A 21,042-nucleotide genomic window follows, 5' to 3' on the forward strand; every position below is an offset into this window, starting at 1 on the left:
AACACATACTTCTGTTTTCACGGCACCAGAACCTGCCCGGCAGGGTCGCGGCCGCGAACGTCATTGCCATCCGCCACCGAGTGCGGCGTAGAGCTGCACCAGGGAAAGCGCCTCCTGCTCCTGCACACTCGCCAGATTCAATTGTGCGGAGAAGAGATTCGTGTCATTTGTAAGGACCTCAAGGTAGCTGCTGCGGCCATTGTCGTAGCGAAGCCGCGCAAGCTTCACGGACTGACTCGCGGCCTCGGTTTGCTTCTCCTGCGCGATACGGTCCTCTTTCGACTTCTGGTAAACAATTAGCGCATTCGAGACATCCCGGAATGCAGAGGCAATGGTCTTCTGGTAGCTGACCACCATCTCCTGCTGCGTGGCCTCCGCTTCCTTAAGATTGTTCTTGAGCTTGCCTCCGGCAAACAGAGGCTGGCTGATGGAGCCGTTGGCAAGCCAGTAGCTGCTGCTTGAATCGAAGAGCTTGTTCAGTTGGCTCGTCGACGTTCCTCCAAGCGCCGTGAGGCTGATCTGGGGAAAGAACTGCGCACGGGCCACACCAATGCGGGCGTTGGCCGCCACCAGTTCAGCTTCCGCTCTCTGGATGTCGGGACGCCGCTCCAGAAGTTGAGAGGGGATGCCCATCGGAATCTCTTCCGGATGTGGCTGTTCGGTATTACGCTTGCCGCGTGGAATAGGTCCCGGGTTGCGTCCCAGCAGCAGGGACAAGCCGTTCTCCTGTTCACGGATCTGGCTTTCGAGCTGTGGTTGCACTGACTCGGCGGCGTAAAGAAGCTGTTCTGCCTGATGGACGTCGGCCATCGTCGTCGCTCCGGTCCGTTCCCGCAGACTCACCAGACGCAGGGATTCCTTCCGGGAATCAAGTGTGGCCTTCGTGATTTCGAGCTGAGCGTCGAGAGCGCGAAGCTGGACATAGGCCGAAGCGACGTCGATCACGACGGAGCTGAGCGTGGCGCGGCGGCCCCACTCCGTCGCCAGAAGCTCGGCCCGCGCAGCTTCGTTCTGACGCCGATAGAGCCCCCAGAAATCGAGGTTCCACGCTGCTGTAGCGGTGAATCCGCCACCGTAGTACTTCGGAGACGACTCATTGCCCAACAGGCCGCTGGGAATGCCAACGGCGCTGTAGGCCGCTCCGGCGTTCGCTGATGGAAGCATCTGGGCCTTCGTCACCCCGACCTGCGCTTGCTGTTCGAGAATACGTTGCGCCGCGATGCGAACATCGTAGTTGTTCTTAATCGCCTCGGCCACCAGGGCTTTCAGCTCCTCATCCTTGAAGACCTCCGACCACTTGAGATCGGCTACGGAAGCCTGTCCCGCAGGATCTTTCGTCACGAGTGCTGCGTCACGGTAGGTGGGAGGGGCCGTAACCGCGGGACGCTTGTAATGAGGGCCAACCATGCATCCGCTGAGAAATAACAAGCTGGCGACAGAAAGACCGGCAATTTCGGCCGGCTTTGTTTTTCGGCCCCGTTTCTTGTGGGCTTGTATAGGCTGCGTCATGATTGCATCGATCCAATCGACCGCCGGAATCGCACCAGCGCGGCTGTAAAAAAGAGAGCGGCGATCCCAAGCATCGCAAGGAACTGTGGCCACACAACATCGAATCCCGCCCCACGGTAAAGAATCGCCTGAGCCAGGCTCACGAAGTGCGTGGTGGGTGCAACCAGCATGATCTTCTGCACAAGCAGCGGCATGCTCTCGCGTGGTGTCAGTGAACCGGAGAGGATCTGCAGGGGCAGGAGAATGAGGATCATCAGCAGGCCGAACTGAGGCATCGAGCGGGCAATCGTACCGAGGAAGATGCCCATGGAGGTCGTCGCGAGCAGGCTGATCACCACACCGGCAAGAAACAGCGGCACGGAACCGGAGATCACTACTCCGAGAGCTCCCTTGACCATCACTTCCAGTCCGAATGCGGCGGCGAGAAGAACCACCAGGGCCATCGACCAGACTTTCGAGACCATAATCTCGAACGGCGTGAGAGGCATCACCAGCAGGTGCTCGATGGTTCCATGCTCGCGCTCGCGGATCAGCGCGGCGCCCGTAAGGATAATCGAAAGCATCGTGACGTTATTGATGATCTCCATCACGCCGGAAAACCAGGACTGTGTGAGGTTAGGGTTGAACATCATGCGCGGTTCGAGCGATATAGGGGCTGCTTCGACCGAACGATACCGCCGGGCGAAGTCGGTGACATCGCCACTCACGATGCTCTGCAGATAGCCTGCACCGATAAAGGCTTGACTGACCAGAGTTGCGTCTACATTCAGTTGAACCGCGGGCGAGCGCCCCGCGAGCACATCCCTCTGAAAGTTGGGAGGGATGTCCACGGAGAAGGTATAGCGGCCAGCATTCATACCCGCGTCCGCGTTCTGCTGCGTGGTGATTGTCGGAGCATTGAAGTAGGGAGGGTAGATGCTATCGATGATGTTCATCGATAGCTGGGACCGATCCTCGTCGACAATGGCGACGGGCGCGCGTTGCAGCGTTTCCGGCTGGGCGTGAGCCGCCACATAGATCCCGAGAGAGAAGGACCACGCAATGAGGATCAGCATGGCAGGATCGCGATACAGGCTCCGGAACTCTTTGATGCCGAGATGAAAGATATTCCCAAGGCTGCGGAGCATCGCTACTCTCCCTGCTTCTTCAGCAGCAAGACGCTGCCGATGGTAAGTACCGGAATCGTTGCAAGCAAGGCGAAGAACGATCCAGACAGATCGGAGAAGGAGAGTCCCTTCGAAAAGGCACCGCGGCAGATGGTGAGAAAGTGTGTGGTGGGATAGATATGGCCGATGAATGCTCCGAAGCCGGAAAGAGACGATACAGGATTCAGCAGCCCCGCAAACTGGACTGCGGGCAGTAGGGTTCCCATAGCCGTCCCAAAGATCGCTGCAATCTGGCTTTCCATAAGCGTCGAGGTGAGCAGACCGAAGGCGGTCGACGCTGTGACATAGATGACGGCGCCTGTGGCAAGCGCGAGCAGGCTGCCATTGATTGGAACACGAAACAGGAATACTGCCATAAGGGTCATAAGGACGAAATTAATCATGCCAACGACGATGTACGGCAGTTGCTTTCCAAGTAGAAACTCGAGCTTCGTGACTGGCGTGGTGTAAAGATTGAGGATCGACCCAAGTTCCTTTTCACGCACGACCCCAAGAGCCGTCAGCATGGACGGAATGAAGATCAAAAGCAGGGGGATCACTGCGGGAACCATCGCGATCAGGCTTTCCACGTCCGGGTTGTAGCGGTACCTTGTTTCGAGAGAATAGAGACCCGCCGTGCTGGCGCCGAGGCGATGGACCGCAAGGTCGGAGAGATAGTCCCCATGCATGCCCTGCACATAGCCCAGGGCCGTCTCGGCCCGCTGCGGCATGGAGCCATCGAGCCACACGCCGATCGCCGGCTGGGCGCCCCGGAGAAGATCGCGTCCATAGTTCGGCGGAAGCTCGATGGCCAGGCTCAGCTCGCCGCTGCGCAGCCGTCGATCCATCTCCTGATAGTCCGAAATCGGCGGTTTTTCTACGAAGTAGCGTGAGCCGGAGAGATTGAGCGCATAGTCCTGGCTGGCTGCACTCTGGTCGTGGTCGAGCACCGCAAAGGTCAGGTTGTCGACGTCCATATTGATGCCGTAACCAATGATGAACATGAGCAACAGCGTCCCGCCCAGAGCGAGGGTCATGCGGATGGGATCGCGCCGCAGTTCCAGCGCCTCTCGATAGGCGTAACTCAGCAACCGCTGCAGGCTGAAGGTCCTGTGCTGTCGCGTTTTGTTCCCAGCTTGCGTTGGAGCTGGTTGAGTAGCAGTCTCCGGAGTGGCATCATGCTTTGCATCGGAAGTCTGGGCCTGCTCGAGATACAGGATGAATGTGTCCTCGAGTGTCTTTTGCCCGCTCTTTGCGACCAAGTCGGCGGGCGTTCCGGTGGTCAGGATTCGTCCCGCATGCATGAGCGAGATCCGGTCACACCGCTCCGCCTCATTCATGAAGTGCGTCGAGATGAAGATCGTCACGCCATCACTCCGGGAGAGGTCCAGCATCAGCTCCCAGAAGGTGTCGCGTGCTACCGGATCGACGCCAGAGGTCGGCTCGTCGAGGATCAGCATCGCAGGTTTGTGAATGACTGCGACCGCGAGCGACAGGCGTTGGCGAATTCCCAAGGGCAATCCTTCAGGAAGTTGATCGATGACCGAGGCCAGATCGAAACGCTGCACCATCTCATCCACACGCCCATCGATCTGCTCTTTAGGCACGTGAAAGAGCTGCGCATGAAGTACCAGGTTCTGCCGGACCGTAAGCTCCGTGTACAGCGAAAACGCCTGAGACATGTATCCGACATTGCGGCGGGTTTCGATGTCACTGCTCACCGATTTGCCGAACAACAGTGCTGTGCCTTCGGTCGCCGGAAGAAGTCCGGTTAGCATCTTCATGGTGGTCGACTTGCCGCACCCGTTCGATCCAAGAAAACCGAAGATCTCCCCACGCTCCACGGTCAACGTCACATGATCGACGGCGGTAAATTTGCCGAAACGCCGGGTCAGGTCACGCGCTTCAATCGCCACCTCCGCATTCGGCTTTCGTGGCGGAATCACAAGCGTATGGTGGCCCTGCCGGTCCTGTTCCGGGAGTAATTCCACGAACGCTGCGTCGAGTGTCGTTTGACCGGTACGCTGCCGTATTTCCGCTGCGGTCCCTGTGGCCAGAACGCGGCCGGCATTCATGGCGACCAGCCAGTCGAAGCGTTCCGCTTCTTCCATATAAGCGGTCGCAACGATCACGCTCATGCCGGCACGACGCGAGCGTATCCGGTCGATCAACTCCCAGAACTGACGGCGTGAGAGAGGATCGACGCCGGTGGTGGGCTCATCGAGGATCAGCAGATCGGGATCATGGATCAGCGAGCAGCACAGGCCAAGTTTCTGCTTCATGCCACCCGAAAGCTGACCCGCCGGACGGTCGCGAAAGGCAGACAAGTCTGTGCTCTCAAGCAGCTCGTCGATGTGCCACGTTCTTTCCGACTTCGATTGACCGAAGAGGCGCCCGAAGAAGTCGATGTTTTCGAGCACAGAGAGCGTGGGATAGAGGTTTTTTCCCAATCCCTGCGGCATGTACGCAACCTGTGGGCAGACGCGCTCACGATGGCCGCTATCCGCCATGCTGCCGCCCAGCACTTCGACAGAACCGCTCTGGATCTTTCGTGCTCCTGCGATTAGCGCCAGCACGGTAGACTTGCCGGTTCCATCGGGGCCGATAAAGCCGACCATCTTTCCTTCGTGGATATCCAGCGTGACCCCCTCGGCGGCGAGCGTCTTGCCGTAACGATGCGTTACGTCTTGAAGGCGCACCACGGAAGAGGTCTGAGCCATTATTGGGTGATCCTTGTCTTCAGGTTGTCAGGCCAAGGCACAGAGGGATCCACGCGAACGTAGGCAACTCCGGGCAAGCCGGACTTCACCTGCGTAATGTGCTTGCGCAGCAGATCGGGATCGATCCTCGCCTTAATGCGGAAGACAAGCTTTTGGCGCTCGCTTTCGGTCTCGACTGTTTTTGGTGTGAACTGAGCGACATTGGCGACAAAGGATACGGTGGCGGGGATGACATACTGCGGAGCAGCATCCAGCACAATATGAACTTCAGATCCCATCGCCACCTTTCCGGCCACCGTCTCCGGCAGGAAGAAGGTCATATAGACATCGCTGAGATCGACCATGCTGAGGACTTTGCCGCCCGGGGAGACGACCTCACCTGGTTGGGCAATGCGGAACTGGACCCTTCCGGACCGCGCAGCGCGCAGCTCGTTGTCCGCGATCTCTGACTTCAGACGATTCTCCGTGGCGATAGCGGCGTCCACATGAGAGCGGGCTTCCAATACCTGGGAGTTCGCTGCGGTGACCGTTGCCTTTGAAGCGGCGGCCTGCGCCTTGGCTGCAAGGACAGCTGCCGCGCTTCCTTTCTGGCGAGCCATGTCGTCTTCGTACTCCTGGATGGAGGCCGCATGCTGTTCGGACAGAACCCTGGTGCGTTCCGCGGTCTTCTCGGCCGAGACCTGCTCCGCCTCCCGCTGGGAGACAACAGCGTTCGCGGCCGCGACTTCGCTCTGATGCTGACCGACAACCGAAAGCGCGGCCTCGATCGCGTTCCGCGACTCGGCTTCTTCCGCCTTTGCCTGCTGCAGTTGTGCCTGAAGGACATCCGTATCGATGCGGGCTACCACCTGGCCAGCGGTGACGAAGTCACCATCGTTCACCAGCATCTCGGTAATGCGTCCGGCATTCTTGGACGCAATATCCAGTTCGGTGGCTTCCACGCGTCCGTTCCCGCTCGCGAAGGCCGGACCTAATGTCTTCGGCCGCAGGCGTAGCCATGCAATGTATCCCGCAGTAGCCAGCACAGCAACAATCAGCACAGCCACGATTCCCCTGATCAGGCGGTGGACTGATGACGGAGCCGTGGGGATCCTGGATGGCGGCTTTATGGCAATGCCGGCTGCGGGTTGAGGAGGCTGTTGCGAAGAAGGGGTGTCATTCATGCTGTCAGCGGCCGGTCCTGGACTATAGCATTCGCGGGCGGACTAGAACGATTTTGTCGGCCGACCGCGCGTACTTCTCAGATTCAACTCGCTGCAGCAAAGTCGCAGAACTTCACTCGGAGTCCTTCGGATGAGCTTACATTTTCGAGCGATACGCATCCATATACATACTGTATACGAAAGGCGAATGGTAGTGGTAATTGGGTCTCACGGCAATGAGAAGTACGTAGAACCGGGTTCATCGATGAGGGGCTGTGTGAGAAGCCTATATGCAAGCCTAACAAGCTCCGCAGGCAGGGTTTGTGACGCCAATCACATCCGAAACGAACGCAGGGTACCGTTGCGGTTCTGAACGAGAGGGGTTTCTTGAGTCATGTACGTTCAGGTTTCGTGACGACGGCGCAGATACCGTACCGTCTTTTCGAACGCACGACGGATTCGCGTTTAGAGGAATTGAGCCTAAGCTTCCAAAGCTGCCGACAAGTGCCTGTGTCATATACATACTGCATCGAAAGCGCGCCACTGGCCTCAGGTGGTGAGTCACGATAAGGAAGTCGTCGCGGGCCTCTACCTTTCGGTCAAGTTGCATACGTGAAGTGAACCAGAAATGCGACTGTCCTATCCGAGGGTTCATCAAACCCATAGCGGGGCATAGGAGGGTACATCTCCTCATGCGCGCCTGCGGAATTATTGAGGAAGGACCGCGCTTGGAACAACTCACCACGATTCTTGTTCTGCTTTTTGCAGTGTGCGTAACGGGTGTGCTTTCGCTCGTATCGCGAATCCCATTACCACTCCTGCAGATCGGTCTCGGCATAGCTCTGGCGGCTCTTCACGTCCACAGCGCTATGGACCCATCCTTGTTTCTTCTATTATTTGTGGCGCCCCTACTTTACGTGGACGCCTACCGCTTTCCTCGCTCAGAATTTGTCAGCCTGAGGACTCCCATTCTGAGGATGGCTGTAGGCTTGGTGGTGTTCACCGTCGTCGGAGCCGGTTACTTCATTCACTGGCTCATTCCATCCATGCCGCTGGCTGCCAGTTTCGCCCTCGCCGCCGTTTTGTCGCCTACGGATGCTGTCGCCCTTTCAGGTTCGATTCGAGGAGTGCGTATCCCCTCTCGTCTGCTTCACCTGCTGGAAGGAGAAGCCCTTCTTAATGATGCGTCTGGGCTTGTCTGCTTCCGGTTCGCGGTTGCGGCAGCACTTACGGGCGTATTTTCCGCGACACATGCCCTGATGACCTTTCTTCAGGTTTCACTGGGTGGCATTGCTGTCGGGGCAGTGATTGCCTTTGTCGTGATGCAGGGGGAGCGATGGATTGGGAAGAGACTCGGTTCCCATCCAGCTTCCCAGATCCTGATGACGCTCCTGCTGCCATTTGCTGCCTATCTCGGGGCGGAACACATGGGTTTCTCTGGCATCTTATCGGCCGTCTCAGCTGGATTCATCGGCAATCTTGTCCTCCAGGAGATCCCGGAAGCAGAGACCCGGATCAAGTCGGAAGTCATCACCGACATGATCGAGTTCACCTTCAATGGCCTCATCTTCATCCTTCTCGGTCTGCAACTGCCCGCGATCGCGAGGAGCATTCCGGCTGTCATCAAGGAACATCATCTTCACTCGCCCTGGGTTCTGGGCGCATTTGTTTTAGGGATCACAATCGTTCTCGGGTTCCTGCGATTCTTCTGGTCATGGTCCTCCCTGAAATGGACTTCTCTTCTGAGAAGACACAAGGAGGACACCCGGACCCGCACGCCCAAAAGACTGCTCGTGGCTACAGCCTTCGCTGGCGTTCGGGGTGCGGTGACGCTGGCTGCGGTACTTTCACTGCCCACCAGCTTGAACGATGGCACACCTTTCCCCGGACGGCAGTTGGCGATTCTCCTGGCTGCCGGCGTGATTCTGTTTTCCCTCGTGTCGGCCTCAGTGGCGCTGCCTATGGTCATGAAAGGGATTCACGATCCACCAGAGTCCTCTCTCGCGTCCCAGAGTCGAAGAGCTCGGATCTCTGCCGCTCATGCAGCGATTCGAAGGCTCGACGAGCTTGAAAAGGAGTCGGCGAAGGAAGGCAGTCTGCCGGAAGACGTGGCAACGGTTTCGAACCGTCTGAAAGATTACTATCTCAGGCGGGTCGAGGGGCTTGATGGTCACGGGGCGGGCATGGAAAGAGCCAACACACATCGGCAGCAGGAGAGGATGCTTCGCATGGAGGCACTTCGTGCGGAGAGGCACGAGATCAACCGCCTGGTTCAGGAAAGGCTTCTCGACTCGGAAGCTGCGCGTGTCATCCTGCACAAACTCGACAATAGCGAGGTGACGCTGTAGGACGTCTACGCGCGGATACGGGCCGACGCGCGTCCATGCCAAACCGACGCAGCGGTCTCTTCTGTAGCTCGCGGCGCGCACGCAGGCGCCGGGATTTTACGGCTGCCAGCGAAAGATTCAAGCGTTTTGCCACCTCTGGAAGAGGGACCTCTTCCGTAAGCTCGATTTGAAGGATGGTCCGGAGGGAAGCCGGCAGGAACATGATCGCCGAACGAACCTGGTCAATACTCTGCTGTCGAATGAGCCGTTCCTCAATGGACTCACCTGCAGGAAGCCGGCCCTTTCGGATAAGAACAGCCTCCATCGTCGTCAGTTCATCGGAGTACTCGATACGACGATGTTCCTGACGTCTCTGGATCATATAGACCTCGTTGATGACGATCCTCGTGATCCACGTCGAGAAGAGAGACTCATTGCGAAAAGTAGTCACGTTCCGCCACGCCTTGAAGAGTCCGGACTGAACGGCATCTTCCGCCTCAGACCGGTTAAGTGTATATCGTTCTGCGGTCCGGAGCAGGCGTTCGCGCCAGCGCTCGCTCAGCACTTCAAAGGCTTTCTCATCCCCGTTGAAGGCTTGTAGAACGATGGATTCATCATTCTCGTATTTCATGGAATCCTATCCGCTTCAACGATTGTGACCCTTGCACATACGATTTGATATACATACTGTACATGAAGGATTGATTGACCTATCGGAGAGCGGACGATGGCAAATGCGGAACGATGGCAACCTAAGGCAAATCCGTGGCTTATCGCGGCGACTGTTGCGCTGGCTGCTTTTATGGAAGTGTTGGATACATCCATTGCGAATGTCGCCCTTCCCCACATCGCAGGCAATCTAGGGGCCAGCCAGGACCAGGGAACGTGGGTGCTCACAAGCTACCTGGTTTCGAACGCAATCATCCTGCCGGTCGGAGCGTGGGCTTCGAGCGTCATCGGGCGCAAGAACTTCTTCCTGCTCTGCATCATCATCTTCACGGTCGCAAGTTTTCTCTGCGGCATCGCCCCATCGCTTCCGATTCTGCTGCTAGCTCGCATCATTCAGGGAATTGGCGGAGGCGGTCTTCAGCCGATGGCGCAGGCCATCATGGCCGACTCCTTTGAAGAGAAGAAACGCGGATTGGCGTTCTCGCTCTACGGACTCGTCGCCGTTCTCGCTCCGTCCATCGGACCGACTATGGGAGGTTGGATCACGGACAACTATTCCTGGCGATGGATCTTCTACATCAATCTTCCGGTCGGTATTCTGGCGTTCGTTCTGGTGACCAGGCTGGTCGAAGATCCACCCTGGATCAGAGCAGATCGCAACAACCTTCGGCGGCTGGATTACATTGGCCTCGCGTTTCTGACATTGGCCATGGGTGGTATGCAGATCTTCCTGGATAAGGGCGAGGAGAACGACTGGTTTGCGTCCAATTTCATTCGCGCGTTTGCGGCCATGTTTGTGGCCGGCATGGTAGGTCTGATTTGGTGGGAGTGGCGCGCGAAGAATCCCATCATGAACATCAAGCTCTTTCGCTACAAGAACTTTGCGATCTGCTGCGCTCTGATGATTCTGGTGGGGGGCGTATTGAACGCCGCAACTGTGCTCCAGCCACAATTCCTCCAGCAGTTGCTGGGTTACACGGCGACCAGTGCCGGGGAGGCGCTCACGTGGGGAGGTGTCACTCTCCTCTTCGTCATGCCGATGGCGGGAATTGCGACAAGCAAGTTCGCCGCGAGGAACCTTGCTGCAGTCGGATTCTGCTTTTTCGCGGCTGCTTACTATTACGCGTCCACCCACCTAAGCCTGCAGATGAGCTTTGGCTTTGCCTCCTGGCTGCGGGTGATCCAGATGATCCCAATCCCGTTCTGCTTCATCGCCATCACCAATGCGGCTTATGTCGGTCTGCCGAAAGAGGCAAGCAATCAGGTGTCAGGCATCATCAACTTCGTTCGCAATGTGGGCGGCAGCATCTTCATCGCGGTGACGGGCGCCATCGTCACCAATCGCTCGCTCTTCCACCAGGCGCGGCTGCAAGAGGCGATGCAGCCAGGCAGTATTGCCTTCACGAATCAGGTGAACGCCCTTGCCGGTTATTTCCAGACGATGGTCAGCCATCCGGAGGCTGTCCAGATGGCCCGGGGAACGATCTACCAGCAACTTAACCAGCAAGCCGCCGCGCAGGCCTACCAGGACATCTATCGATGGTTGTCGTGGATGTCCGTTGCCATGATCGCGGCGGCGTTCATGCTCAGCAAGAACCGTCCCGGCGAAGGGGCCCCTGCGGGGGAAGCTGTTCACTGATGCGAATCTCTTCCCTACGGATAAAATGTTGACTTGCCACAATCGGCGACTTGGTACTCTACGCAAATGCCTCGGAAATCTGCTTCTACTCATACCGCTCCAGCGAGGAAACCTCGTCTTTCCCGCCAGGAGCGCAAGACACAGACGCGCGCCAGCCTCATCGAGACGGGGCGGCGCCACATTCTGCGTGAGGGGCTCGGAGACGCTGCTGCGGAACGTATCGCTGAAGAGGCAGGGTTTTCCCGGGGTGCATTCTATGGCAACTTCACCGACAAAGAGGACCTTTTTCTCACCATCGTGCGGGACGACCAGGAAAAACGTTTCAGTGTGTTCCGAACGATCCTTGAAAGCGATGAACCCGTCGAGAGCCTCTTGAAGCGTCTTCGCGAAGCTCTTGCGGACCGGGTCACCGATCCGGAATGGATCATTCTGGAAGCAGAATTCGAGGCTGGCGCGTTACGCAGCGAGAAGATGCGTCAGACCTACATCGAGCTGTATCGCAGCATGCTGAAGGATGGGCGGCGGATCCTCAAGAAACTGGCTCAACAACCTGGAATCCAGTTCACCCTGCCTCCGAACGAGTTCCTGATGGCGATGCTTAGCTTCGCCCATGGCATGGCCGTGAGCCAACGCCTGCTTGGATCGGAGATCTCCGTCAAGGGGACGCGCAAGCTGATCTGCTCTATCTTCGATCGGCTGCTTACGACGAAATAGGGGAAAGCAGAGGAACTCGTCAACATCAGGGTTGCGCCTCCAACACCGTCAGGCTGCGGCCGGTAGCACCCGTTCGAAGGGAGTCCGTCGTCACTACCAGCGTCACCCCTGGAGTAAGTTCCTCGTCCAGTAGCGCGCGAAACGCGTCCGGAATGTGAACGCGACGACGTTCCGAGTCGCTCAGTTCTTTGCTCCCAACCCAGTTCTCTCCAGGCAGGGGTAGCTGCATCCAGTGAAATCCTTTGGCATCAACCTGTGTCAAGCTATATGCCGCGGTTTCTGTGATCTCTCCGGCAATCGTTACAGGAGAAGATCCAATCAGAATCCCGTTGCGCAGAACGATCAATCTGCGATCGGCGCCACTGAGAATGAGCGAGACTGGACCACTCGTCGACTTCTCCGGCTGCCAGATCCAAGCACCATCCTCCGCTTTTTCCGTAGAAGCTTCACTCTGAAGCAGGTCCGGCGTGGGTGCGACCCTCGGAACTTCGTCCAGTTTCGTAATCACGACCGTCATTCCTAGCGCCGTCGTGGCATACAGCAGCTTTGCAAAAGCCATGGGCATCCGGACGCATCCATGGGAGGCAGGAAACCCCGGAAGATTGCCTGCGTGCATCGCCACGCCCGACCAAGTGAGCCGCTGCATGTAGGGCATGGGCGCCGAGTCATAGAGGTTGGATTTGTGATGGACCTGCTTCTGGAGAACCGTGAAGACGCCTGTAGGAGTCTCATGGCCCACCTTGCCAGTAGATACGGTCGAAATCCCGATAAGCACGCCGTTTCTGTAGACATAACACCGTTGCGACGGCAAGCTTACCACGGCCAAAATTGGTCCGGACGGGGCAATGGATGGCGCCCAAAGGAACTCTCCCGGCTTCAAGCTTTGCACCGCGTCGGAGAAGCGATCGATTCCCTGCGCGGTTGCCTGAGTCCACGAATTGCGAGGGCAACTCCACAAGAGCAGGGCACACTTCAGGCCCCCAAGCAGTACATCACGTCGTGTTTGCCGAATTTCCATTGGCCTCCATTGCCGGTTTCGCGTGAGCTCATTAACGAAAATTCTATCCGACATCCATAAAATCCGGCCGTTGCTGCCGACTTGCCGCTGAACTCGCTTCCCGCGAAATCCATAACGGTACATTCTCAGAAGGTATACGATAGTTTTGATATGCATAGTGCATATGAAAGTGAGCACTAGCTACTGCAATCCCAAACGATTGGAGAGGAATCGCACTATGAGCGCACTGTATTCAACCCGGGTGATCGCGCGAGGAGGCCGTAACGGAACGGCTCGGAGCGACGACGGCCTGCTGGACCTTAAGCTCGCTCTCCCCGGGACAATGGGCGGAAGCGGAGATGCCACCAACCCCGAACAGCTTTTTGCTGCCGGATATGCCGCATGCTTCGGCAATGCCGTCATCCATGTCACCCGAAACAAAGAGAAGAAAATCAAGGACGATGACGTCGAGGTTGCCGCGACCGTCAGCATGTCACCAAATGGTGCTGGAGGGTTTTGCCTTTCTGTCGCGCTTGATGTGACGATCGCCGGCGTGGATCAGTCGACTGCCGAAGAAGCGGTCAAAGCAGCGCATGTGGCATGTCCCTACTCCAATGCGGTCCGCGGAAACATTGATGTGGCACTCTCGGTGAAAACACGCTGAACTTTACCAGGTAGCGGTAGTTCCGGAGTTGACCTTGCGATTCGAGTACCGCTCAGCTCCAACACTTCGATTCAGTTTGAAAGCCCGATAGGAGGACGTTATGGCGGAAGCGGGACTTAGAGGAATAGCACGGGAGTCGGTCGGATGGTCTATCGGACTCAGCGTTGTAATGATCGTCGTCGGGTTAGTGGCACTGGCGGCCCCATTGGCAGCAGGCGTTGCCGTGACAGGCGTGGTGGCGTGGGGCTTGCTCCTTCTTGGAGTTCTACACCTGTGGTTTGCCTGGCACACACGTGCGGCGGGTGCTCTTATCTGGGAACTCCTCATCGGTGGAGCGTATCTTTTCGCGGGCATCTTCATCCTTACTCATCCGCTCGCCGGCCTGGTCACACTCACGCTGCTTCTTGGCTCCTACCTTCTTATCAAGGGAGTAGTGGAGATTATCGGAGGTTTCAGCACGCGGGGCGTACCCGGCGGTGGATGGTTGCTGATTGACGGCGTCGTCTCGCTGATCCTGTCGGCAATGATTTGGTTTCATCTGCCTTCGACCGCCGTTTGGGTCATCGGTACATTGATCGGCTTCTCGATTCTGTTCAGCGGGCTATCGCGACTCTTCCTTTCACTAGCGGCTCGCCGCGTACTTTTGCGCGCTTAATGCTTTTGCTGATCTCGCCCAGCCGCTCGACCTACGCTATATCCGCGGGCTGTAGCCACTGAATTCGTGGAGCAAGCTAACACCGGAGCGGTGGTTATCAACCCTGGAATCGATCGTGCTCAGTCGCACGACAACTTACACAAGATGTGCTGTCGACATCTCTCAATTAGAGACAATGAGAATTTCGTATCAGTTTTCGGCTCGAAGTGTTCTGCTTTCCGCAGCAATGTGCGTGCTGGCGGGAGCGTGTCTGAATGCGCAAGCTCTCAAGGCATCCGCCGTCGACAGAAAGACTGTGGAGGAGGCTGCCAGCCAGGCATCTACTCCTGCGGAGATGGCGACACAAACAGCGAACGGCTCAGCGCCTGGCCAGCCGACTGCTCCGAAGCCTGAGACCGCTGCTCGCCTGGCATCCCTTCCGAAGCCTCTGCCACCAGCACTGACCCAGGGCATCAATGTGGACGTGCGGTCCAAAGCCATTCTGGCCCACCTGAACGAGGTTATCCGCTATTACCGTATGGCTGTGACGCCCATCCAGAAAACGGGGGAGCCGAGCGATATGTTGTACGCCGAGCAGGCACAGGCAGGAGCCACTCAGGCAGCGCAGTTGGCCTTTCAATCGGCGAGAGATGAGGCCGCCCTGCTGGCTCGTATTGAGGGGCAGCCCGGTTCGTCTTCAGCAGACGCGCAACAAGGTGAAACCCAGAAGCTGACCGCCGCCCAAGCTGCCGCGACAAAACAGATCAACGATCTTCTCAACCGCCGGGATGCATTGAAGCAGCAGATTGAAAATGCTCCTTCTGCGAATCGTGCAGCACTGCAGGAGCATGAAGAGGATGTCGAGGGTCAGCTCGAACTGGCTCAAGCCACCTCTGAAGCTCTGGCCAAGGTTTCAGGCATCTCGAATTCACAAACAAACAGCGGCTTGCAGGGCGACATCGATTCGCTGCAGCATGCGGCACCGGAGCTGATCGACGGTAAAGTGAAGCCGGTCGCGAACACGATCGAACCCATCGGATCGTTGCACGATTCGGGTGTGACGACTCAGGCTATGGTCCTTTTTCAGTTGCTCGGCGCCGCGCGCGCAATTGATCAGCGCATCACCGAGACGCAGAAGCTGCACGACCAGGCGCTTGAATTGAGAACGCCCCTGGTCAATATCCTCCGTGCCACCCTAGAGGCCGGTCGCAAGCTGCAGACGCAACCGAACCCAGATTCTTCGGTAGCTCCAGGTTCAGGATCCGCGAACCCTCCTTCGTCGGTCGATCTGAAGGCAAGAAAGAAAACCTACGACGAGCTTAGTGACGCCTTCAGGACAATTTCCGCGGTGTCTACTCCGATCAGTCAAGAGGTGCTGTTATTGGAGCAGGCGCGCGGTAACCTGCTGTCATGGCGTGCGGCCGTTGACGCAGAGCGCAGCACGATCGTTCATTCTCTACTGATACGTGTGTTGGCGATCGCGATCGCGCTTTTCCTGATTCTTGCTCTCAGTGAAGTGTGGCGAAGGGCGGCAACTCGCTACGTGCAGGATGTTCGGCGGCGGCGACAGCTGTTGCTCATACGGCGCATCGTGATCGGCTTTCTGATCGGCATCGTATTGCTCCTGGGATTCGTCTCACAATTCAGCTCCTTGGCTACATTCGCGGGTTTTATCACTGCAGGTATTGCAGTGGGACTGCAAACCATTCTGCTATCGGTCGCCGCCTACTTCTTTATCGTGGGACGCTATGGCGTTCGTGTGGGCGATCGCATCACCGTGGCAGGCGTAACGGGAGATGTGGTCGAAGTGGGTCTCGTGCGCTTCTACATGATGGAATTGACCGGTACAGGAACCGAGTTGCACCAGACGGGCCGTGTGGCTGTTTTTGCGAACTCTGTGCTCTTTCAGACCGGCACACCAATTTACAAACAGATCCCGGGAACGAACTATGCGTGGCACGAACTCACGCTCAAGCTCAAGCCCGGGAGCGATTATCGCGTTGCTACAGAGCCCGTTCGGACCGCGATCGAAAAGGTATACGACACCTACAAAGGACAGATCGAGCAACAACACAAAACCGTAGAGTCATGGATGGACACCGCTCTCGACGCGCCAAAGATAGAAGCACGCTTGCAGCTCTCGGATGGTCTGCAATATGCAGTGCTTTATCCGGTTGAGATCGATGATGCTTCCGAGATAGACGAGCAAATCGTGCAGCAGGTACTTGACGTGGTAACGCTGAACACGACGATATCTAGCATCGTGGATGGTCCCCCGACGGTACGGGCCGTCGTAAAGGGCTAAGGTGCGGAATGGTTGGCACGCATCCGTGTTATCGCCGGCGAACGATTCTTGAAGCCTGAGCTTCCTCGCGTAGTTCCGTGACGCAATCTCTGGGGAGCCATGTAAGTGAATGTTGTGACAGCAATGTCGTGCGATAGCCGTTCATCCGTGGCATTCTTTTTTTGACTTGCGTATAGAGCAGGTCCTGGAATTGCCTTCGGAGGGTGCACCAAATCGTTCGACGAGTCGCCTTGACACTGCGGGTTCCAAGTTGCGTTCTGCACTTCTACTGGGCTATCCGACACGGCAGCGCTACGGATTGCCTTCCGCGGGCTGGATCGAACCGCTTAGGTTTCGATTCGCGCCACGCTCCAGTTCTCGCAGAACTCGAACCGCTGCCATGCCGTCCTTCTGACTGACCTCCCGCAGCAGATCGTCACGAAGATCCCGAATCACCTTGTCGAGCTTTCTTACCAAGCCCCTTCCCTTAGGCGTTAGATGGATCGTTTTCGCTCTCCCGTCCCCGGGATCGGGTTTGCGTAATAACAATCCATCCCGTTCCAGTTGATCGACGGAGCGTACGACTGCCGCTTCATCGATCCCGGCCTCATACGCAATAACCTTCTGCTGGACCCCGTTGCCCATTCGCGCAACCACGAGAATCGGTGCTGCCACAGAGAGAGAAACTCCAAAGCGTTCCAAGGCCGCTCCAGCGGCCTTCTGCCATGCGCGCCCGGCTGGAAGAACCATCCAGGTCAGGGCGACCGCCCATTCGTCGCTCGATTTATAAGACATAAAGATAGTTGACGCATCAACGATCTGGCGCGTCTAACAAAGAGTAGCACTCCTCCCAGCGGACGGGTGCAGGGAGAATGGCATATGAGCAGACTGCAGGGAAAGGTGGCATTGGTTACGGGAGCCGCACAGGGGATGGGCGAGTCCCACGTCCAGCGCTTCATCGCAGAAGGCGCGAAGGTGATCCTGACCGATCTCAATCAGGATGGAGGGTCTGCGCTCGCTGCCAAGCTCGGGAAGAACGCTTTGTTCCTTCACCATGATGTGACGAGAGCTGAGGACTGGACAACCGTTATCCAGAAGGGCGAGGCAGAATTTGGGCCCATCACCATCCTTGTGAACAATGCCGGCGTACTTGGTCCAGTCGCAAAGACAATCGATATCAGCGAAGCGGACTACCTGAAGGTTTGTGCGATCAACCAGACATCAGTTTTCTTGGGCATGAAGGCTGTCTTGCCCTCGATGTTGAAGGCGGGCATCGGTTCCATCGTCAACATCTCCTCCATTGCGGGCATCGCAGCCAACTATGGCTTCCCCAACCTTGCATATGTCGGGAGCAAGTTCGCGGTACGAGGCATGACGAAGGCCACCGCAGTCGAATACGCTTCGAAGAACATCCGTGTGAACTCCGTGCACCCGGGCTTCATCCAGACACCTATGATGGTGGCGGCAACCGATGAAAAGGGCGGAGACGCACTCAGTCTGATTCCTCAAGGGCGCATCGCCGAACCGGGCGAGGTCACCAATCTTGTGCTGTTCCTGGCCTCGGATGAGGCGTCGTTCATCACCGGTACCGAACACATCGTCGACGGCGGCATGCTGGCCCAGTAACGGAGGAAGATACATGCGAGCTATCCAACTGAAGGGCGTCGGAGATCTGGTTCAGACCGAAGTGCCGAAGCCAAACATTGTGGCGGGGCAGGTGCTGCTCCGCGTTACCGCCGCTGGCATTTGCCAGACCGACGTGCACATTCGGCGATCCACCAGGCGGATGATTCCGGACGGGACCATTCTGGGCCATGAGATTGCGGGAGAGATCGTCGACATTGCCGACGACGTACAACGCTTCTCGATCGGTGACCAGGTTGTCGTCCATCCGGTATGGTCCTGCGGCATCTGCCGCATGTGTGTTGCGGGCCAGGAGAACGCCTGCCGCAACACCGGGGGGCGGTTCTATCCACCACCAACGCCCGGAGTTTCCGTGAACGGGGGCATGGCAGAGTACGTTGCGGTGCCGTCATCTGCGCTGGTGCCGGCTGCAGGCCTCGACCCGGTCTTTGCAGCTGTCCTTCCGGACGCGGGCCTGGTTCCGTACCATTCGATCGAAGCGGCCAAAGACCTACTCCGTCCAGGAGCGACGGTCGTTGTCATCGGCATCGGAGGGCTGGGACAGTTCGCCATCGAGCTCCTCCGTGAGCTGACGGGAGCAACAGTCATCGCTCTCGACATCAAGGACGACCTGCTCGCCGCCATCAAGGATAAGGTCTCCTATGCCTTCCGCTCCGACGATCCAGCGGTTGCCGCGCAGGTGCTGAAGGTAACCGAAGGCTACGGTGCGGACGTGGTCTTCGACATCGTAGGAAACACCGCCACGCTGGCGTTAGCTGCTGCGGTCGTTGCTCCTTACGGAGCCATCCGCGTGCCGGGACTCAGTAACGGCGTCTTTCAGTTCGAGGCGGACCAGCTGTCCACCTCGCTTCCATGGGGCGCTTCGATTACTCGCCCGTATAGCGGGACGCACAAAAACCTGCACGACCTTGTAGCGCTAGCAAAGACCGGAAGGATCAGGGCAAACCTCACCCCGTACACCTTCGATCAGGCTCTCTTGGCACTTGATGATCTGGAGGCCGGAAAGATCAACGGCCGTGCGGTCATCAAGATGAGTTGAACAGCTTCAACGGTGAACCGGGCCGGGATCTGATCTCGCGCCGCGCTGTCTCTTCCGTCAGAGACACGACGATGGCCGAATCTGTGCGTCGGCCCAGCTAGGCGGAACGCTCGTCAGCGAAAATGCAGCCGGCTGAGCTTGTTGACATCCAATGGAATGAATCGAAAGGAGGATAGCCTCTATGGCCTATCAAACAATCAATCCCAATGACGAAGTGTTGATCAAGAGCTTTCCGGAACATAGCGACGAACAGATGGAAGAGATCATCACGCGGGCTGAATCAACCTACAAGAACGATTGGAGCCGGAAGACTCTGGCTGAGCGCAAGACGATTCTCAAGAAGGCGGCTTCGATCCTACGGGAAAAACGTGACGAATTTGCCAAACCCATCACTCTCGAGATGGGCAAACTATTCCGGGAAGCGCAGGGCGAGGTGGATCTCAGTGCCGACATCCTCGATTACTATGCCGACAACGCCGAGGCATTTCTTGCACCCGAAAAGCTGAAGGTGGAGGAAGGCGAGGCCTATGTCGAGAGTGCACCGCTGGGCGTGATCTTCTGCGTCGAACCTTGGAACTTCCCGTACTACCAGCTGACGCGGGTCGCAGGGCCGAACCTCATGGTGGGCAATACGCTTATCGTGAAGCACGCCCCAAACGTGCCACAGTGCGCTCTAGCATTCGAGAAGCTGTTCCTTGATGCCGGTGCTCCCGTCGGAGCTTATAGCAACGTTTTCCTCTCGAATGAGCAATCAGCTGTAGCGATCGCGGATACGCGCATAAAGGGAGTGGCTCTCACTGGTAGCGAACGGGCTGGCGCCGCAGTCGCCGCAGAGGCAGGCAAAGCGCTCAAGAAGAGCACGATGGAATTGGGCGGCAGCGATGCTTTCATCGTGCTCGACGATGCGGACATGGATACGGCCATCAAGTGGGGTGTTTGGGGCCGTATGAACAACACCGGCCAGTGCTGCGTGGCTGCTAAGCGGTTCATCCTTGACGAGAAGATAGCGGATACGTTCGTCGATCGATTTAGAAAAGAGCTAGAAAAGCTCGTTCCCGGCGACCCGATGGAAGAAAAGACGACACTTGGGCCATTGTGCACCGCTGGCGCTCTCGATTTAGTCCAGAAGCAGATCAAGACCGCTGTAGACGATGGCGCGAAAGTGCTGCTTGGAGGCAAACGTTTGGACCGGAAGGGATACTTCCTCGCACCCACGATCCTGACCGATATCAAACCGGAGAACCCCGCCTATTATCAGGAGTTCTTCGCTCCGGTGGCCCTGATCTTCCGCGTGAAGAACGAACAGGAGGCGGTGAAGCTGGCGAATGATTCCCCGTACGGTCTTGGTGGAACTGTCATCACCAAAGACATAGAGCGTGGGAAGCGAGTAGCCCGGCAGATCGAAACCGGGATGGTCTTTATCAACCAGGCAACATGGACCGCTCCGGATCTGCCATTCGGCGGAGTGAAGAACTCTGGGTACGGTCGCGAACTTTCTGATCTTGGCATCGGTGAGTTCGTGAATAAGAAATTGATTCGCGTAGCTTGAGCACCGCGACTTGACCGTTTGCAGGAAGCTACCCAGCTAAGAGCCCTGACCCGTTGCATAGTGCCAACTGTCTGCGTCACTCACGAGCTATGTACAAACTCGTGGGTGACACGGATCTTAGGAGTGATCCGCGGACTCGCGACGTGAAATCCCGCCGCTCCAGATTCGCTGGCGGTCGTGTCGCTATGACCTGTTCGCCCGAACCGATGATTGCTCCAAAATGCGATTTGGAGCGTGGGAACAGAAAGCCAAATCTGGGAACATTACGGGAACAAGAACCTGTTCCAGGGGCGTTTTCAGAGCTTATGGAGCGACCGAGCCTTGAAAATACAATTAGTTACCAAAACGGTCGGTTATGGCATGAAA

16 protein-coding genes are annotated in these 21,042 nt (G+C 57.3%); 9 read left to right on the forward strand and 7 right to left on the reverse strand.

From position 1 onward, the window contains the following. Window positions 1-60: 60 nt before the first annotated feature. The 4 genes from PW792_02855 to PW792_02870 are packed head-to-tail and all read right to left on the reverse strand — an operon-like array spanning window position 61 to window position 6,414. Complete coding sequence (locus tag PW792_02855) at window positions 61-1,509, reverse strand: efflux transporter outer membrane subunit (protein MDE1160868.1); 1,449 nt, start codon at window positions 1,507-1,509, stop codon at window positions 61-63. After that, window positions 1,506-2,636, reverse strand: a complete 1,131-nt coding sequence (locus tag PW792_02860; GenBank protein MDE1160869.1) for an ABC transporter permease — start codon at window positions 2,634-2,636, stop codon at window positions 1,506-1,508. Before PW792_02860 ends, PW792_02855 begins: the two co-directional genes overlap by 4 nt. Window positions 2,637-2,638: 2 nt before the next feature. After that, complete coding sequence (rbbA, locus tag PW792_02865) at window positions 2,639-5,374, reverse strand: ribosome-associated ATPase/putative transporter RbbA (protein MDE1160870.1); 2,736 nt, start codon at window positions 5,372-5,374, stop codon at window positions 2,639-2,641. Next, the gene (locus tag PW792_02870) at window positions 5,374-6,414 is read right to left on the reverse strand and encodes an HlyD family efflux transporter periplasmic adaptor subunit (protein ID MDE1160871.1); all 1,041 of its coding nucleotides are present in this window, start codon (window positions 6,412-6,414) and stop codon (window positions 5,374-5,376) included. Before PW792_02870 ends, rbbA begins: the two co-directional genes overlap by 1 nt. 830 nt (window positions 6,415-7,244) lie before the next feature. Between PW792_02870 and PW792_02875 the strand changes: the two genes are divergently transcribed. Then, the gene (locus tag PW792_02875; GenBank protein ID MDE1160872.1) at window positions 7,245-8,864 is read left to right on the forward strand and encodes a Na+/H+ antiporter; all 1,620 of its coding nucleotides are present in this window, start codon (window positions 7,245-7,247) and stop codon (window positions 8,862-8,864) included. Here PW792_02875 and PW792_02880 read toward each other — a convergent pair. Then, the gene (locus PW792_02880) at window positions 8,824-9,474 is read right to left on the reverse strand and encodes a sigma-70 family RNA polymerase sigma factor (protein ID MDE1160873.1); all 651 of its coding nucleotides are present in this window, start codon (window positions 9,472-9,474) and stop codon (window positions 8,824-8,826) included. The genes PW792_02875 and PW792_02880 overlap by 41 nt on opposite strands. A gap of 96 nt (window positions 9,475-9,570) precedes the next feature. On the opposite strand from PW792_02880, the gene PW792_02885 reads away from it, so the two are divergent. Both PW792_02885 and PW792_02890 read left to right on the forward strand, forming a co-directional pair. Then, entirely contained in the window at window positions 9,571-11,151 is a 1,581-nt protein-coding gene (locus PW792_02885; GenBank protein MDE1160874.1) for a DHA2 family efflux MFS transporter permease subunit, read from the forward strand. Window positions 11,152-11,217: 66 nt separating this feature from the next. Further along, window positions 11,218-11,865 (forward strand): TetR/AcrR family transcriptional regulator, encoded by a 648-nt coding sequence (locus tag PW792_02890; protein MDE1160875.1) that lies wholly within the window; start codon window positions 11,218-11,220, stop codon window positions 11,863-11,865. 25 nt (window positions 11,866-11,890) lie between these two features. Here PW792_02890 and PW792_02895 read toward each other — a convergent pair whose 3' ends face one another. Further along, window positions 11,891-12,883 (reverse strand): L,D-transpeptidase, encoded by a 993-nt coding sequence (locus PW792_02895; protein MDE1160876.1) that lies wholly within the window; start codon window positions 12,881-12,883, stop codon window positions 11,891-11,893. A 217-nt stretch (window positions 12,884-13,100) separates the two neighbouring features. Between PW792_02895 and PW792_02900 the strand changes: the two genes are divergently transcribed. From PW792_02900 to PW792_02910, 3 genes are all read left to right on the forward strand, one after another. Further along, the gene (locus PW792_02900) at window positions 13,101-13,526 is read left to right on the forward strand and encodes an organic hydroperoxide resistance protein (GenBank protein ID MDE1160877.1); all 426 of its coding nucleotides are present in this window, start codon (window positions 13,101-13,103) and stop codon (window positions 13,524-13,526) included. A gap of 100 nt (window positions 13,527-13,626) precedes the next feature. After that, on the forward strand, window positions 13,627-14,181 hold the full coding sequence (locus PW792_02905; GenBank protein MDE1160878.1) for a DUF308 domain-containing protein: 555 nt from the start codon (window positions 13,627-13,629) through the stop codon (window positions 14,179-14,181). A gap of 463 nt (window positions 14,182-14,644) precedes the next feature. After that, complete coding sequence (locus PW792_02910; protein ID MDE1160879.1) at window positions 14,645-16,465, forward strand: mechanosensitive ion channel family protein; 1,821 nt, start codon at window positions 14,645-14,647, stop codon at window positions 16,463-16,465. A gap of 291 nt (window positions 16,466-16,756) precedes the next feature. Here PW792_02910 and PW792_02915 read toward each other — a convergent pair whose 3' ends face one another. Next, window positions 16,757-17,239, reverse strand: coding sequence for a MarR family transcriptional regulator (locus PW792_02915; GenBank protein ID MDE1160880.1), 483 nt, complete (start codon window positions 17,237-17,239; stop codon window positions 16,757-16,759). Between the two features lie 84 nt (window positions 17,240-17,323). Between PW792_02915 and PW792_02920 the strand changes: the two genes are divergently transcribed. From PW792_02920 to PW792_02930, 3 genes are all read left to right on the forward strand, one after another. Then, on the forward strand, window positions 17,324-18,070 hold the full coding sequence (locus PW792_02920; protein ID MDE1160881.1) for a glucose 1-dehydrogenase: 747 nt from the start codon (window positions 17,324-17,326) through the stop codon (window positions 18,068-18,070). Window positions 18,071-18,083: 13 nt separating this feature from the next. Continuing rightward, on the forward strand, window positions 18,084-19,127 hold the full coding sequence (locus PW792_02925) for an alcohol dehydrogenase catalytic domain-containing protein (GenBank protein MDE1160882.1): 1,044 nt from the start codon (window positions 18,084-18,086) through the stop codon (window positions 19,125-19,127). A gap of 181 nt (window positions 19,128-19,308) precedes the next feature. Further along, window positions 19,309-20,676 (forward strand): NAD-dependent succinate-semialdehyde dehydrogenase, encoded by a 1,368-nt coding sequence (locus tag PW792_02930; protein MDE1160883.1) that lies wholly within the window; start codon window positions 19,309-19,311, stop codon window positions 20,674-20,676. The last annotated feature ends 366 nt before the right edge of the window (window positions 20,677-21,042 follow it).

The sequence above is a fragment of the Acidobacteriaceae bacterium genome (genome assembly GCA_028283655.1).
In the GTDB taxonomy this organism is placed as follows: domain Bacteria; phylum Acidobacteriota; class Terriglobia; order Terriglobales; family Acidobacteriaceae; genus Granulicella.